14 protein-coding genes are annotated in these 14518 nt (G+C 71.7%); 2 read left to right on the forward strand and 12 right to left on the reverse strand.

Features of this window, described 5'->3' with window-relative positions; genetic code table 11:
• Nucleotides 1-43: 43 nt before the first annotated feature.
• The 9 genes from AB0P17_RS42275 to AB0P17_RS42315 all read right to left on the reverse strand — a co-directional run bounded on the left by AB0P17_RS42275 (nt 44) and on the right by AB0P17_RS42315 (nt 6915).
• Nucleotides 44-793: an HAD family phosphatase gene (locus AB0P17_RS42275; protein ID WP_365820293.1), complete on the reverse strand. Its 750-nt coding sequence runs from the start codon at nt 791-793 to the stop codon at nt 44-46.
• Nucleotides 790-1560, reverse strand: coding sequence for a thymidylate kinase (locus tag AB0P17_RS42280; protein WP_365820295.1), 771 nt, complete (start codon nt 1558-1560; stop codon nt 790-792). The genes AB0P17_RS42275 and AB0P17_RS42280 overlap by 4 nt, the downstream gene beginning before the upstream one ends.
• Before the next feature lie 65 nt (nt 1561-1625).
• Nucleotides 1626-2732, reverse strand: a complete 1107-nt coding sequence (locus AB0P17_RS42285; protein WP_365820297.1) for a DegT/DnrJ/EryC1/StrS family aminotransferase — start codon at nt 2730-2732, stop codon at nt 1626-1628.
• Nucleotides 2729-3766, reverse strand: coding sequence for a radical SAM protein (locus tag AB0P17_RS42290; RefSeq protein ID WP_365820299.1), 1038 nt, complete (start codon nt 3764-3766; stop codon nt 2729-2731). The genes AB0P17_RS42285 and AB0P17_RS42290 overlap by 4 nt, the downstream gene beginning before the upstream one ends.
• Nucleotides 3756-4529 (reverse strand): thymidylate kinase, encoded by a 774-nt coding sequence (locus AB0P17_RS42295; RefSeq protein ID WP_365820301.1) that lies wholly within the window; start codon nt 4527-4529, stop codon nt 3756-3758. The genes AB0P17_RS42290 and AB0P17_RS42295 overlap by 11 nt, the downstream gene beginning before the upstream one ends.
• Nucleotides 4519-5046, reverse strand: coding sequence for a phosphoribosyltransferase family protein (locus AB0P17_RS42300; RefSeq protein WP_365820303.1), 528 nt, complete (start codon nt 5044-5046; stop codon nt 4519-4521). The genes AB0P17_RS42295 and AB0P17_RS42300 overlap by 11 nt, the downstream gene beginning before the upstream one ends.
• Nucleotides 5047-5084: 38 nt before the next feature.
• On the reverse strand, nt 5085-5714 hold the full coding sequence (locus AB0P17_RS42305; protein WP_365820305.1) for a GTP cyclohydrolase I: 630 nt from the start codon (nt 5712-5714) through the stop codon (nt 5085-5087).
• A 47-nt stretch (nt 5715-5761) separates the two neighbouring features.
• Nucleotides 5762-6508, reverse strand: a complete 747-nt coding sequence (locus tag AB0P17_RS42310) for a 7-carboxy-7-deazaguanine synthase QueE (RefSeq protein WP_365820307.1) — start codon at nt 6506-6508, stop codon at nt 5762-5764.
• Nucleotides 6505-6915, reverse strand: a complete 411-nt coding sequence (locus tag AB0P17_RS42315) for a 6-carboxytetrahydropterin synthase (protein WP_365820309.1) — start codon at nt 6913-6915, stop codon at nt 6505-6507. The genes AB0P17_RS42310 and AB0P17_RS42315 overlap by 4 nt, the downstream gene beginning before the upstream one ends.
• A 305-nt stretch (nt 6916-7220) precedes the next feature.
• Between AB0P17_RS42315 and AB0P17_RS42320 the strand changes: the two genes are divergently transcribed.
• Nucleotides 7221-8531, forward strand: a complete 1311-nt coding sequence (locus AB0P17_RS42320; RefSeq protein ID WP_365820311.1) for a Twin-arginine translocation pathway signal — start codon at nt 7221-7223, stop codon at nt 8529-8531.
• A gap of 151 nt (nt 8532-8682) precedes the next feature.
• On the opposite strand, the gene AB0P17_RS42325 is transcribed toward AB0P17_RS42320, so the two are convergent.
• From AB0P17_RS42325 to AB0P17_RS42335, 3 genes are read right to left on the reverse strand one after another with little or no spacing between them, the layout of a single operon-like run.
• Nucleotides 8683-10545, reverse strand: a complete 1863-nt coding sequence (locus tag AB0P17_RS42325; RefSeq protein ID WP_365820313.1) for a glycoside hydrolase family 15 protein — start codon at nt 10543-10545, stop codon at nt 8683-8685.
• Nucleotides 10546-10598: 53 nt separating this feature from the next.
• Nucleotides 10599-13718, reverse strand: a complete 3120-nt coding sequence (locus tag AB0P17_RS42330; protein WP_365820315.1) for a lantibiotic dehydratase — start codon at nt 13716-13718, stop codon at nt 10599-10601.
• 55 nt (nt 13719-13773) lie between these two features.
• Nucleotides 13774-13944 carry a hypothetical protein gene (locus AB0P17_RS42335; protein WP_365820317.1) on the reverse strand — a complete coding sequence of 57 codons (171 nt, stop codon included), beginning with the start codon at nt 13942-13944 and terminating at the stop codon, nt 13774-13776.
• A 161-nt stretch (nt 13945-14105) separates the two neighbouring features.
• Between AB0P17_RS42335 and AB0P17_RS42340 the strand changes: the two genes are divergently transcribed.
• Nucleotides 14106-14518 (forward strand): transposase (locus tag AB0P17_RS42340; RefSeq protein ID WP_365820319.1); only part of this gene is annotated, 413 nt, incomplete at its 3' end.

A 14518-nucleotide genomic window follows, 5' to 3' on the forward strand; every position in this document is an offset into this window, starting at 1 on the left:
GGCCCATGCCGGCGGTGTCTTCTGTCCATGTCCCTTACGCGTCCTACCTGCGGGTGTACGAGCCGCTGAGCGGCCGCCCGAGAGCGCATCCGCGCGGCATCGGTGCTCCGGCTCCCCGTGGCGGACGCGCGGTGCTGTCGGTGCTGTCGCCGGCGGGGGCCAGGTGGCCGTCGACGACCCGGAGGACGGGCATGCCGGCGGCGAGCGCGGAGGCGATGCCGTCCGGGGCGTCCTCCACCGCGAGGCAGTGCTGCGGCGGGACGCGGAGGCGGCGGGCGGCCTCCAGGAACAGGTCGGGGGCGGGCTTGCCGCGCGCGGCGTCCTCCCGGGTGACGACGGCATTGAACGTCGGGATCAGGTCCAGGGCTTCCAGCCCGGGGCGGACGAGGATACGGCTGGCCGCCGACGCCACGGCACAGGGCAGGCCGGCCTCGCGCGCCGCGTGCAGGAGCCCGACGCTGCACGCGATGGGGGTGATGGTGTCCATGCGGGCCAGGAGGTGGGTACGGCTGCGGCGGATGATCTCGTCGTGGGGCAGTTGCCGGGCGCCCGGGAGTGCGGCGAGCAGGTCGTGGATGGACAGGCCGCAGTGCTGGCGGTACCAGTCCGTGTCCAGGTCGAGCCCGTACGGCTGGAGTGCCGACCGCAGCGCGTGCTCCTGGGTGGTGGTCGTGTCGGCGAGGGTGCCGTCGAAGTCGAAGATCACCGCCCCGATGCCGTCAGGGACGGCCGGCGCGCAGCCCGCGAGAAGGGCGGGGTGCGGGCTGCCCGGGGGGAGGCCGCTCTCGTTCACGCCGGCACCGCATCCGCGCGGTGTCCGCAGCACATGCACGGCGCCTCCTCGCCCGCCCACGCCTCCCGCAGGCAGTCCAGGCCCGGCCCGGCGCCGCCGATCCAGTCCCGGATCCGGGCCGCGGCCTCGTACTCGTCGACGAGGCGCCGGTCGATGACCCTGTAGCGGGCCGGATCGGTGGCGGCGAGCTGTTCGAACAGCGCGCACGCCCGGCGCATGAACTCGTCCTGCTCGGGGGTGAAGACCCGCTGGTCGCGGCGCTGCGCGCGCACGAGGGCCTGGTCGGCGTCGTCGGTGACCAGGATCGTGAGATCGGGCAGCGGCCGGTAGAACGACGCGAGGTCGAGCAGGGCCAGGGCCGTCTCAAGGGCCCGGTCCGGGTGGTCGGGGTGCAGCAGGAGCGCCTGGCACACCGCCGTGGTGTCGACGCTGCGGCCTTCGACGACCGTGCGCCCGCCGGCCAGGTCCGGGAGGAGGGTGTCGAGGTCGTGACGCTTGATCGCCAGCAGGAGGAGAGCCTCGGCCATGGGGGTGCCCCCGCGCAGGAACGGGTCGCCGGTGCTGGCGTCGCGCAGCGCCTGGAGCAGGGCTTCGCCGAGTCCGGGGCGTCCGTTCGCCCGCTGGGAGAACTCGTCCAGCATCAACGGCCTGGTGTCGAGGGCTTCGACGGCGCGGTTGGTCAGGTAGGTCTTGCCGACGCCGTTGAGGCCTTCGGCGGAGATCAGCGGGCCGCGGGTGCATGCGCGGCGTACCGGGGTGATCGTCACGGACGGGGATCCTTTCTCGGGTGAGGACAGGGCGCCGCAGCGGCTGTCGTGGACGGGGCCGCCGGTCACGGTGTTCTCACGGCGACCGCCCGGGCGATGATGTCGGCGTAGCGGTCGAGGGTGGCCTGGGTGTCGCCCTCGGCCAGGACCACGGCGAGCGTGCGGTTGAGGATCTCGGCCGCGCCGCGGCACGGCTGCTGGGGCCGGGGGAACATGGGACGGGTGTCGCAGGGCACGAGTCGGAAGCTGCCGGTGGAGTTCGGCACGCCCTGCTGCGCGAGATGTTCGGCGAACGCCCGGGGACTGGGATGGGCGATGTGCAGCAGCGGGGAGAAGCCGTTCCACTCCTCACCCGCTCCCGGAGCGAGGGCGCTCAGCCCGGGAACCTGTTCCAGGGCGTTCAGGAGGTAGCGCGTCTGCGCGCGGCGCCGCTCGACCAGGTCGGGCAGGCGGTGGAGGTTGGCCAGGGCGAGGGCGGCTAGGGGTGCGGCGAGGCGGGAGTTGGTGGCCAGCCGGCCCAGCGGCACTTCACCGGGCGGGGCCGGCTGCCAGTGGCTGCGGAAGGCACGAGCGTGCTCGGCGACCTGTCCGCTGTCCGTGGTGAGGAACCCGCCTTCGCCGCTCCACAGGATCTTGCCGTCCTTCATACTGAAGCAGCCGACCGTGCCGACCCCTCCCGCCGGCCGGCCGATGCGGACGGTGCCGATGGCCTGGGCCGCGTCCTCGATGACCGCGAGGCCGTGCTCGGACGCGAACGCGGCCAGCGCGCCGAGGTCTCCCATCCGCCCCCAAAGGTGGACCGGGAGGACCGCCCGGGTTCGCGCGTTGACCTTCCGGGCCGCGTCCTCGTAGTCCAGGTCCAGGGTGGCCGGGTCGCTGTCGACGAACACCGGGGTGGCCCCGAGCGCGCACACCGGTGCCACGGTCATGATCACGGTCAGCGCCGGGACGAGGACTTCGTCCCCCTGCCCGATCCCGCAGGCGGACAGGGCCGCGTGCAGGGCGGCGGTGCCCGAGGACACGGCGACCGCGTGCGCCGTGCCGAGGGCGTGCGCGGCTTCGTCCTCGAACAGCCGCAGATGCTCGCAGGCCGCCGGGTCCGGCATGGCCGACAGGGCGGCGGTCATCTCCGCAAGCAGCGAATCCCGGTCGGAGGGCGGGGGAAGGGTCATCGGCTGGACTCCTTGTTGAGCAGGCGCGGCATGTCCAGGACCAGGGGCCACATGTTCACGCAGTCCCGGCTGAAGTGAGAGCAGTCCGTGCACGCGGGCCGCCCCTCGAACAGCATCCGGGCGTCCGCCCCGGCGATCGTGCGCCGCCGCTCGGCGGGGGTCGCGGCGATCCGCCGGTCGGAGGGGCAGTCCCACAGCGAGCCGTCCGGCTGGACGAAGAACAGCTGCGCCCCGCCGAAGCAGTCCTCGACGCGCCCGCTGGCCTGGGTGGAGATCGCGGAGACGAAGCGCAGCATGGAGCCGGGGGAGGGAACCGCAAGGCCCGCCGGGTCGGCCTGCAGCCGGGCCAGTTCCTGGGCCACGGGCACCGTGTCCTCGGGGGTGTGCGCGAGCTCGTCGAACAGCTTGTGATCGGGTGCCAGGGAGATCGGCTGCGGCACGAAGTAGTCCGCGCCGAGCTCGGCACCCAGCCGCGCCACTTCGGTGATCTCCTCCGGTGCCGGGCGCATCACCACGCTGTAGATCCCGACCCGCGGTGCCGGGCCGCTGCCGCGGGCCCGCAGCAGGGCCCGGATGCCGGCCAGCACGTCGGCGTAGCCGAACTTCCCCGAGCGCGAGGGCCGCAGGCGGTCGTTGGAGGCCGGGTCCACGCTGTCCAGGGACACCGACACCCCGTCCACCTGGAGCTCGACGAGCCGTTCGACGATCCCCGGCCGGGTGAGGGGGATGCCGTTCGTGGCGATGACCACCTCGCATCCCGCGTCCTTGATGATGCCGATCAGGTCCAGTGCGGCGGGCCAGTCCAGCGGCTCGCCGCCGGCGATGACGACCCGCTCGACCGGGGAGCCCTGAAGGGTCCGCGCGAAGTCGGTGATCTCCTGACGGCTCAGGTCGTTGCGGGAGATGTGCGACAGCACGCCGAGCTGGTCCGGCGGGCTGACCTTGTGTTCCTCCACGGTGCCGAAGTAGCAGTACAGGCACGCCACGGCGCAGCGGGAGCGCAGTCCCCACAGGAGCGTGATGTCACGAGGCATGGACGGCCTCCCGCCGCTGGATCAGGCCCTCCACGGCCGCCCGGAGTGCCTTCGCGCTCTCGTCCCGGCTGCAGCCGTTCACGTCCAGCACGGTGAACCGGTCGGGGTGGGCGCGGGCGAACTCGCGGTAGAGGACCTCGGCCTGCTCGATCACCACGAGGTCCCGGTCGGCGAGGTCCCGGCCCGTCCGGGCGGCGAACCGGCTGCTGGCGACCTCCCGGTCGCAGGTCAGCAGGACCGTCGCGTCCGGGGCGGGGCGCCACGGTTCCATCGACGCCAGGATGCGCTCCGCCAGGGCCCGGAGCTGTATGCCTGGGTGCTGGGCGGCCAGGATCACCGCCTGGTAGATGGCCGTGCTGTCGACCCCGCGGTCTTCGAGGACCACCTTGACGCCTGCCATGTCGCTCTCGCTCAGGCGTTCGTACTCGCGGACCTTCAGGGCGAGGATGGCCAGGGTCTCGACGACGGGATGCCCCGTCCGCAGGAAGAGGTCCTGCGTCGAGCGCAGAGCGGCGATCACCCGGCCCGGCGTCGTGTCGCCGGCCTGGTCCGTCAGCTCGCCCAGCCGCAGGCACCGCGGGCTCAGCTCGGCCGCGACCGCGCGGATCGCCTCGCTCTTGCCCACTCCGTTGAGACCCTCGACGCTCACCCACAGCGGCCGGACACGCCCGTCAGTGGCACGGGGACCGGGAAGGGTGGGGGCCGTTGTGCCCGGCTCCCTCTGCTCCGCGTGCCCGACCGGGTACTCCCGTTCAGCGCTCATGCTGCTCCTCCCAGGGGAAGACGACCCAGGTGTCCGTCAGTGAGGCGATGTAGTCGATGGCGCGGTGGGGGTCGGCGCCTCGCGTCCAGTTGGCCCGATTCACGGCGAGGACGGCGGTGCGTACCCGGGCGGGGCGGAGGGCGCGGACCATCCGGGCCGTGTGGGCGAGGGTGGCGCCGCTGCCGGCGATGTCGTCGACGAGCAGCACGTCCAGGCCCGCGAGGTCGCCGAGCGAGACGGGGTTGCGGACGGTGGGGACCGTGTTCTTGGCGGCGTTGATGCTGTCGCTGGTGGTGCGGGTGACCTCGACGGTGCGCATGTCGCGGATCGCGAGCCGGTGGGCGAGCCACGTGGCCGGGATCAGGCCGCCGCGGACGACCCCCACCACCACCTGCGGTACTCCCGCGGCCGCCACCTGCTGGGCGAGGGCTGCCGTCGCGGTGGTGAGGTCGTCCCACGTCAGGAACAGCGGGCCGGTCCGGTCAGCACGTGATGGTGAAGTCGGGGACGGTGCCATCTGCTCTGCCTCCTTCTCGATCGGGGCCGGGGCGCGGGTCACGGGGCGGTGGTGAGGGTGAGGAACTGCTGGGAGAGCACCGGGTCGCTTTCGAACCGGCCGCCGGCCTGCAGCGTGGTGGTGAGGGCGGCGTCCATGCGCACGCCCCGCATGCTCATGCACAGGTGCGTACCGCGGACGTGGACGGCGACGTCCCCGCGCCCGATCACGCCGGTGAGGTAGTCGAAGACCTGGCGGGTGAAACGCTCCTGGACCTGGAGCCGGCCGCCGAAGCGCTGCGCGATCCGTGCGAACTTCGACAGGCCCAGCACCTCGCCTTCCGGCACGTATCCGGCGGTGACCTGCAGGCTCATGGGCAGCATGTGGTGCTCGATACAGAGCGACCAGACGTTCATGCCGCCCACGACGACCAGCTGGCCGCTCAGCCGGGACTCGGTGAAGCAGGTGTCCACGGCAGCGCCGTCGGCGGACAGGAACGCCTTCCACCAGGCTGCGACGCGGCCCGGGGTGCCGCGCAGCCCGTCCCGGGCGGGGTCCTCGCCCAGCTCGACCAGGAGCTGGGCGATCAGGTCGGCGACGCGGTCGGTGTCGATGGCCGGCGCGGACCGGACGGGTTCGGGTAAGACGGTACTCGGGTCCGCCTCAGGGCTGGTGACGGACATCGTCATGGGCTCTCTCGCTTTCGGGCTGGGGAACGACACGGCGGAGGGGGACATCAGCGGCCTCGCGCGTCAGCGAAGGCGATCACGTGCAGCCGGGGCGTGAAGTACCAGTGCCGGGCCGCGACCGCGTCCGCGAGGACGCGGGTCGTGGCGGTGATCGCCTCCACGGTGGTGCCCTCGGGCATCACCCACACCGGCGCCAGTCGGTACGTGTCGGCGAGATCGGCGATGCGCTCGAGGTCGGCGACCGAGGAGGCGACGAACTTGAACGCCGCCCGCCCCGACTCCACGAACGCCTCCAGCGCGGCGGGCACCACGCTCTTGGCCTCGTCCATGCCGAAACTGGCGATCTTGGGCGACACGTTGAAGCGAACTCCGTCGACCACCAACTCCGGCACGGGCGCCAGGGTGCCGTTCGTCTCGAACTCCACCCGCTTCCCGGCATCCAGCAGTCCCCGCACGAGCGGCACCAGACGCCTCTGCTGGAGCAGCGGCTCCCCACCGGTGATCACCATCAGCTCCACTGGCGAGGACATGGCCCAGGCCAGCAGGTCCTGCGCCGTCCGCTTCGTCGACTCCTTTCGCGGGTCGAACTGGGACCAGTCCCACGTGTACTTCGTGTCGCACTTGGTGCAGGTGAGGTTGCACCGGGACAGGCGGATGAACAGAGCGGGGTGCCCGCAGCTCGGGCCCTCGCCCTGGAAGGTCGGCACCTCGATGCCGAAGCACTCCGCGACGATCAGCGGGCGCGCGGCGTCGTCGGCCGCCGGCTCGATATCGATCGGCCCGGAAGTGGTCACCGCTCCTCCACGTCGAAGCGAGCCCAACTGCTCGCGGTCTCCCGGACGATGACGGCGACCAGGCGGCCGGGGATCTCGGGCTGGAGGTTCTGGAGGAACCAGCCGGCCAGGAAGCGGGCCAGGTGCTCAGAGGTCGGCGCGAAGGGCAGGATCTCGTGCAGGTTGCGGTGGTCGAGCTCGTCGGCCAGGAACTGCTTGAACGGGGCGAGCGCGCCGAAGTCCGTGATGAAGCCGGGCTCCTCCAGGACGGGAGCGGTCAGGATGGCCTCGACCTCGTAGCTGTGGCCGTGCTGCCGGGCGCACTTGTGCTCGGCCGGAAGTCCCGGGAGCCGGTGGCCGGCCTCGAATCCGAACTTCTTGCCGATGGTGAAGGTGCCGGGCGGCAGCTGAACGGAACTGGGGTCCATGATCTTCCTTCGTGGGTCGGGGCAGGGTGGCGATCAGCGGGGAGTTCAGCGCGCGGTCGACGCTGCCCTTCACGATGCATTTGTGACTGACCGGCCGTCATTGCCGGTGTTTCGTAGGAACATTGATGGGTCTGCGCAATGTGCGTCCGAGGGCCCAGTCGCCTTGGACGGCTCAGGGGTGTGGCCGAGCGGCGGAGGGCGGGGCAGTGGGCGGAGTTACCCGAGGGCGTCGTGCGGAGATCCAGCGGGAGGCAGCCCGGATCCGTGCTCAGTGCCAACGGGACGGCCACACCCAGGAACGGATCGTGACCGCCCTGCGCACGGCGCTGCCGGAGCTGACGGCCCTGGAGGCGTGGCGCCTCGCGCTGGGATGGTCCCGGCCCCAAGCAATCCGCGAGGTCGCCGCCGTCTACCGATCCGACGGGCTGCTGCCGCCAGGGCTGACGCCGGCCACGCTGTGCCGGTACGAACACGGACAGGAGGAGCCCGGGAACGAGTACCGGCTGATGATCTCGCGGGCGTACGGCGCACGCCCCGACCAGCTCGCCCTGGAGACACGCACCCTGTGGTGCAGCACCTGCGCGTCCCCCCTCCCGCTCCACTACGGTCAGTTCCAGCGCGAGGAGACGAACATCAGTCGAAGGGGATCCATGACGACCGCCAGTGGGCTGCCTGCCATCCGCGAATCCGTGCAGTGGGCCGTCTTGGACGCCCCGAACGGTTCGCCCGCCCTCATCGCCCTGGCCGAGGCGGCCGTGGAGCACTACGCCCTCAACTACAGCAAGCATCCGCCGGCCGTCCTGATGGACGAGGTCCGAGAAACGCGCAACCTGCTCTCCACCGCCGTGGCCGGAGCGGACCACGAGACGACGGAGGGCCTTCGCAGGCAGGTCGGCTGGCTGTCGGCGCTTCTGGGCAACCTCGCCTACCACCTGGACGACCGCGCCGGCTCCCGCACCCACCTCACCCTGGCCGGTGCCCTCGGCGAGTCCACCCGCGAGCCGGCACTCACCGCCTGGGCCAGCGGGGCGCTGGCCATGGTCGCCACCGCACGCCAGGACTGGGAGCACGCCCGAGGACACGCCGAGTACGGCCTCCAGCACGCGCCCGAAGGACTGCGGCGTGCCCAGCTCCTGGGATGGGCCCTGCTGCCAACCCTCGCTGCCACGGGCCGGACCGCGGAAGCAGACGACGTCGTCGCCGAGAGCGACGAGATCATGGGCACGGGCATCGAGCTGCCCGGACGTTTCGGATACGACCGCGCCGAGCACCGCCTTCACGTTGCCGAGGCTCACCTGACCCTCGAACGCTTCGACCGGGCCGCCGCCGTCGCACGAGAGTCCATCGACGTCGCGCCCTCCGAGACGCCGGGGTGGGTCGCCGCCACCCTCGTGCTTGCGCTCGCGGAGGCCCGCGACGCCCCGGACCAGGCAGCCGCCCGCGCGTTGCGCGTACTCGACCTGATCCCGCCACCACGGCTCCGGGCGACCGCCCGCGACCGCCTGGCGCGACTGGGACGATTGCTCGATGCCACGGCGGTCAGCTCGGCTACCGAGCTGACCGAACGCCTGCGCTCTCTCCCGGCCCCGATCCGAGCCGACGGAACAGCGGCGTAACCCTCCAGGCCGCGTGAGGATGAACGTGCAGAGGTGTCGTGGAAGGCGGTGCGCGGCTCGGTCGCGGTGACTCCTGGAAGGGGAAACCGTATGGCGAGGAGGAGGTCCGCCACTGCCACCGACATGCGCAGGGGCAGGTCTGCCAGGGAGGTCACCGCTCCTGCCCCGCAGGGTTCAGCTCGAGGGCGTCGCCGTTGTTACGCGGTGGGGGTACGGCGGCTGCGGTGCGCTCCAGCACAGTGGCCGTGTCGATGAGCGCGACATGCGAAAAGGCTTGCGGTACGTTGCCGACCTGCTCCTTGCGGCGGGAGTCCCATTCCTCGGCGAGGAGCCCGACGTCGTTGCGTAGCGCGAGGAGCTTCTCGAAGAGCTGGCGGGCCTCGTCGGTCCGGCCGATCATCGCCAGGTCGTCGGCGAGCCAGAACGAGCATGCGAGGAACGCACCCTCGTCGCCTTCCAGGCCGTCCACGCCTTCCTGGTCGCCGGCCGTCGGGTAGCGCAGGATGAAGCCGTCCGGGGTCGTCAGCTCCCGCTGGACTGCTTCGATCGTGCCGATCACGCGCTTGTCCTCGGGCGGGAGGAAGCCCATCTGCGGGATCAGCAGGAGCGAGGCGTCAAGCTCGGCGGAGCCGTACGACTGCGTGAAGGTATTCCGCTTCGGGTCGTAGCCCTTCTCGCAGACCTCGCGGTGAATGGCCGCGCGCAGGACGCGCCACCGCTCAAGCGGGCCGTGCGCTGCGCCGGACTCGATCAGCCTGACCGTGCGGTCGACGGCGACCCACGCCATCACCTTGGAGTGCACGAAGTGCCGGCGCGGTCCGCGGACCTCCCAGATCCCCTCGTCCGGCTCGTGCCAGTGCTGCTCAAGCCACTCGACCAGAACGATCTGGAGGTCCGCAGCAGTCTCGTCCACTCCTAGGCCGGCCTGTCGGGCCCGGTCGAGGGCGTCGGTGACCTCGCCGTACACGTCGAGCTGGAGCTGGTGGGCGGCCCCGTTGCCGATGCGGACGGGCGATGATCCCAAGTGGCCGGGCAGGTGGGTCAGTTCGGATTCCGGCAGGCGGCGCTTGCCGGTGATCCCGTACATGATCTGCAGCCTGTCGGGGTCTCCCGCGACGGCGCGCAGCAGCCACGCGGCCCAGTCGCGGGCCTCGTCCCGGTAGCCGGTGCGCAGCAGGGAGGACAGGGTGATCGCCGCGTCCCGGAGCCAGCAGTAGCGGTAGTCCCAGTTCCGGGAGCCTCCGATGTCCTCGGGCAGCGATGTCGTCGGCGCCGCGACGATTCCGCCGGTGGGCGCGTAGGTCAGGGCCTTGAGGGTGATCAGGGAGCGGGTCACCGCCTCGCGGTACGCGCCGCGGTAGGTGCACTGCTCCGCCCACTGCTCCCAGTAGGCGAGCGTCCTGGCCAGCGCCGCCTCGGGAGCGATGACGGCGGGCGGCGCCTGGTGGGAGTCGCGGTAGGTGAGGGTGAAGGCGACCCGGTCGCCTTCGGACAGGGTGATGTCCGAGGACAGGGCTCCGTCGCGTACGGCGGTGGGCGCCGGGGTGTCGAGCCACAGCGCGTCCGGGCCGGCGACCAGCACGTGCCGGTCCCCGACGGCCACGATCCGGGGGTGGACGAGGCCGTAGTCGAACCGCGGGCGCAGCCGGGAGCGGACGGTGACCCGGCCGCTGACGGCTTCGACGATGCGGACGATGTGTGGGGTGTGGTTCTGGTTCTCGGAGGGCAGCATGAAGTCGGTGATCCGCAGTGTGCCGCCGGTGGTGACCCAGGTCGATTCCAGGGCCAGCGTGTCGCCGACGTAGCGGCGGTGGGTCGCTGGCGCGGGCGCCTTCCCGTCCCCGAGGGGGCCGAGCTGCCACGAGCCGTGCGTCTGGTCGCCCAGGATCGCGGCGAACGCGGCGGCGGAGTCGAAACGCGGGAAGCATCCCCAGTCCAGGGAGCCGGTCCTGCTGATCAGTGCGGCGGTGTGGAGGTCGCCGATGAGGGCGTAGTCCTCGATACGCTGAAACATAAAGTGGTACATCCGTCCGATTTTGGTGTGGGTGGTGCGGTTCGTGCGGGTGGTCAGGTTGTCTGGCGGCGGGGCCGCGTGCGGGCCAGGGCGATGGCCCGGGCCAGCCGCCAGGCGGTGCCGTCGGGGGCTTCACCGGCGAGATGGAGGTGTGTCGTCAGCAGCGCGCACAGCACGGCGTCCGTGTCGGTGTGCGGTGCTGCCTTGAGCGCGGCCCGCTGTTCTTCCAGTGCCGCTTGCCGGGCCGCCCAGTGCTCTTCGACGAGTACGCGGCCGGCGCGAGTTCGGCGCAGCCCGGCCCAGTCGCCCGGGTGGATGAGTTCACGCGCCTGCTGGAGCAGCGTTCGGGGGAGTCGGCCGGTCGAGCGTGGCTTGGGCTGAGCGGACAGCCAGCGCATCCCGCCCGTGACGCTCTGGTGGAGGCCTGCTGCGATGACCGTGAGGTTCGCCGCCGCGAGGACCGGCCCAGGGGCCAAGTCGTACTGGTGGGTGTACTGGTGGGCGAGGACTGCCGAGTCGGCCGCCCAGACCTCTTCCGCGGCCGCCAGGCCCCTCCGGGTGCCCCACAGGCCGATATGCGGCCTGTACGGGACGAGGACGATGTCGCTGATCACTCCGGTGTCGACCAGGTGGCTCGCCCACTCACCGAGCGTGCGCATAGCGCCGGCGGGCTGCGCGGAGTCGCGGATGGTCAGCTCGGTGTGGGGAAGCCCGGCCTCGTCGCGGGGCGTGATCCACCAGATCGACTCGGGGAGTTCCGCGCCAAGTTGGGGAAGATGGTCGACGAGCAGGGCGTGGCGGACCTGCGGCTGGCAGTACAGCCGGGCGGACAGATACCGGGAGGCACCGGGCAGATGGGCCTGGCCGCGTCCCGTCACCGGGGCGTCCCGCACGGCCGGCGCTGGACGGCGCGGCGCCGTGGAGGACAGGTAGGTGACGATCTCGTGGGGCCGGCCGCCGCACCAGCCGTAGGCGTCTGGCGGCTCGGCCTCGATGAGCGTCAGCTGTCCCACGGATCGTGGCCGTTCCAGGTGCGAGCGCAGCAGCACACGGTGGGCCGGGTGCTCCAGGTCCAGACGCAGCGGCGTGTCGAAGTACTCCAGATAGACGTGGCGGGGCAGCCGCCACCGCGCGCCCAGCGCGGCGAAGGCCTCCTCCCACTCGTCAACGGGCGCGTCCGGGCCGGGAAGGCCGGTATGGGCCAGGCGCCAGGTGGCCGGGCTGAGGATGGTGCGGCCGGCACGGACCCGGGGCCGGACAGCTAAATACCGGGCTGCGCCCCAGTCCCAGGCGGTCAGGTCGCCGATGCTGCCGATGAGCCTGCTGCTCTGGCCGCGCTGCACCTCGTCCAGGAACCGGGCGATGCCCGGGGTCTGGCATTCGAGCTGGAGCGGGTGCGGGATCGCGGCTTCGAGGACCTTCCCGCGCGAGAGCGAGACCAGGTGCAGACGCTCCTGGTGGCAGGTCACGGCCAGGTCGCCGGGGGCGATGACATCGGGGTCGCTCTCGCGGAACTCCGACAGCGAGACCAACGGCGCGACCAGGCGTGGTGTCTGGGTGATGTGGATCGCCCGCGGCAGCAGGGCGGGAAACGACAGCTGCACGGGCAGCGCACCGCGCACAGCCGTGGGCCGGCGGGCCAGCATGCCGAGCAGTTCGCTGGGCGAGTCCTGGCCGGCGAGCACGGCGGCCAGGCGGCCGCCGCTGAAGTGCCCCCAGCCCCGGCCGACACGCCGCACCTGGAAGGTGAACTCCCCTGCGTCCAGCGCCCGCACGCTCGGGGCGTGCAGGGAGCCGGCGACCTCCAGATGAGCGGGCGCGTCCGCGGCGCCGGTCGGCCGGTCTCCGGCGAGCTGCTCGATCAGGGCCTCGTCCAGGACGAGGTCTTGCTCCTGGGCGACGGCGCGCTGCGCGAGAGCCACCAGCAGCTGATCACGGCGCACGGTGCGCGGCTGCGGGGCGCGCACGGTCCCGTGGTAGTCCTCAGGAAAACCGAGCCCGGTGTGCGGGTCCAGCAGGTCCAGCAGCGGCACCAGGGTGCCGTCGCCGTACCGTTGCCGGAAGCGGTCACGGTAGCGGATCCATGCCTGGGTGCCCCGCGGCTCCGGCGTGACCCGGGCCAGCACGCCGGCCGCCGCCTCGGCCTCCCAGGCCACCGCCCGGGGGACCGTTACGTTTGCGTCCAGACGGACGTCCACGGCCAGAGGAGAAGGCCGGTCGACCACCTGACGCATCCGCCCCGCGACGGCGCCGCGGCACCGGTCCGCTACCTCCGGCGCCATCGGCGGCCGGTCGTTGAGGGCACGTATCTGCGCGTGGATCTGCGGGAGCACCGAGACCAATTCCGCGCCGGGGCCGTACGGCGCGACGGCCGCGCGTTCCAGCTCACGCACCACATGGGCGAGCCCGTCGAGCTCGGTGCCCGGCGGCTGGAGGCTGGTCAGCAGCATCCGCCGGGAGATCAGCAGGTCCAGCACCTCCTCGGCTCCGCGCGCACCGAGCTCGGGGTGAGCGGCGGCGAGTTTCCCGGCCACCTCGCGGTAGGGCAACGGGCTGGACGTCAGCCGGACAACATCCTCGACCACCGCGGTGCGACGGACGCTCACCTCCTGCACAGCCGTTCCCGTCGCGTCCAGCGCGCGCTGCTGCCAGGGCAGCACCAGCCGCTCACCGCGGATCCGAAGGACGTTGTTGGCCGTGACCCGCAGGCGCCGCCGAATCTGCGGGAGCGCTTCGAGCTGCTGCACCACGGCGGCGAGCCACTCCCCGTCCGCGCGGGTGAGCGCCTCATGGTTCTCACCCCACCGCACCTCGGTCCCGTCTCCGAAGCAGCCCTCGGCGACGCCCGCGAACAAACCGAACGGCGTGACCCGGTACGACAAACGCAGAACATAGCTGAGCAGGGACAGCACGAGCCGCCCCAGCTTTTCCGGATCGTCGGGCCGCCGCGCAGCGAGGCCGTCCAGGTCGCGGGCGAGGTCGGGACTCGCGTAGCGGACGGCGGCCGCAATCTGCGGGATGCTCCAGGTCTCAAGCAGCCAGCGCCGCCAGGACCTCGCCCCGGAAGGCGCGCGGCCGGCCAGGTCCGGTACCGGCGGGACCGGCAGCCGGTGCAGGAGCACGGAGCGCACCATGATGCATCGCTGCGCACGGAAAACGGATCGGGTACTCATGTCACCTCGGTCTTCTGACTAGTGAGCGGTGGAAGGACAGGCCGGGACGGGCGGGTTACACGTCGCCGAAGAAGTGCTCAAACGCATTCGCGGTGCGGGGGACTTCGGCCACCTGGACATCAAGGACTGCGGCGAGCGGCCGCGCTCGGGACTCGGCGTGTTCGGTGCAGGCGGAGTTGTCTGCGGTGGTGTCCGCCGGTGACTCGGTCGCACAGGCAGCGGTCATCGGATTCCTCCGTGGATACCCCTGCCTTCAGGCAGGGGAGGAAACGGGCTCCTGCGGAGCGGGGCAACGAGCTGCCATCCGCCGTCAGGGCGGATCGCAGTGCTCTGAACCGGAGGTTTGATGTCAAGTCGCGGCATCGCTAGTTTGTGAGCGTGGCCACGATGTGCGTGAAGCGGGCGTACAAGTACCGCTTCCATCCGACCGATGCGCAGGCAGCCGAGCTGTCGCGCACGTTGGGCTGTGTGCGCAAGGTCTACAACATGGCGCTCGCCGCCCGCACCGAAGCATGGGCGCGGCAGGAGCGGGTCAACTACAACCAGACGTCGGCGATGCTGACGGCGTGGAAGAAGACAGAGGAACTGGCCTACCTTTGCGAGGTGTCGTCGATCCCGCTTCAGCAGTGCCTTCGGCACCTGCAGACGGCGTTCACGAACTTCTTCGCCAGGCGGGCGAAGTACCCGCGGTTCAAGTCGCGCAAAAAGTCGCGGAAGTCCGCCGAGTACACCACCTCCGGTTTCCGCTTCCGCGAAGGGAAGCTGACTCTGGCGAAGATGTCCGGTCCGCTGGACATCGT

Origin of the sequence: Streptomyces sp. NPDC088124, from assembly GCF_040685895.1 — a bacterium.
GTDB lineage: Bacteria > Actinomycetota > Actinomycetes > Streptomycetales > Streptomycetaceae > Streptomyces.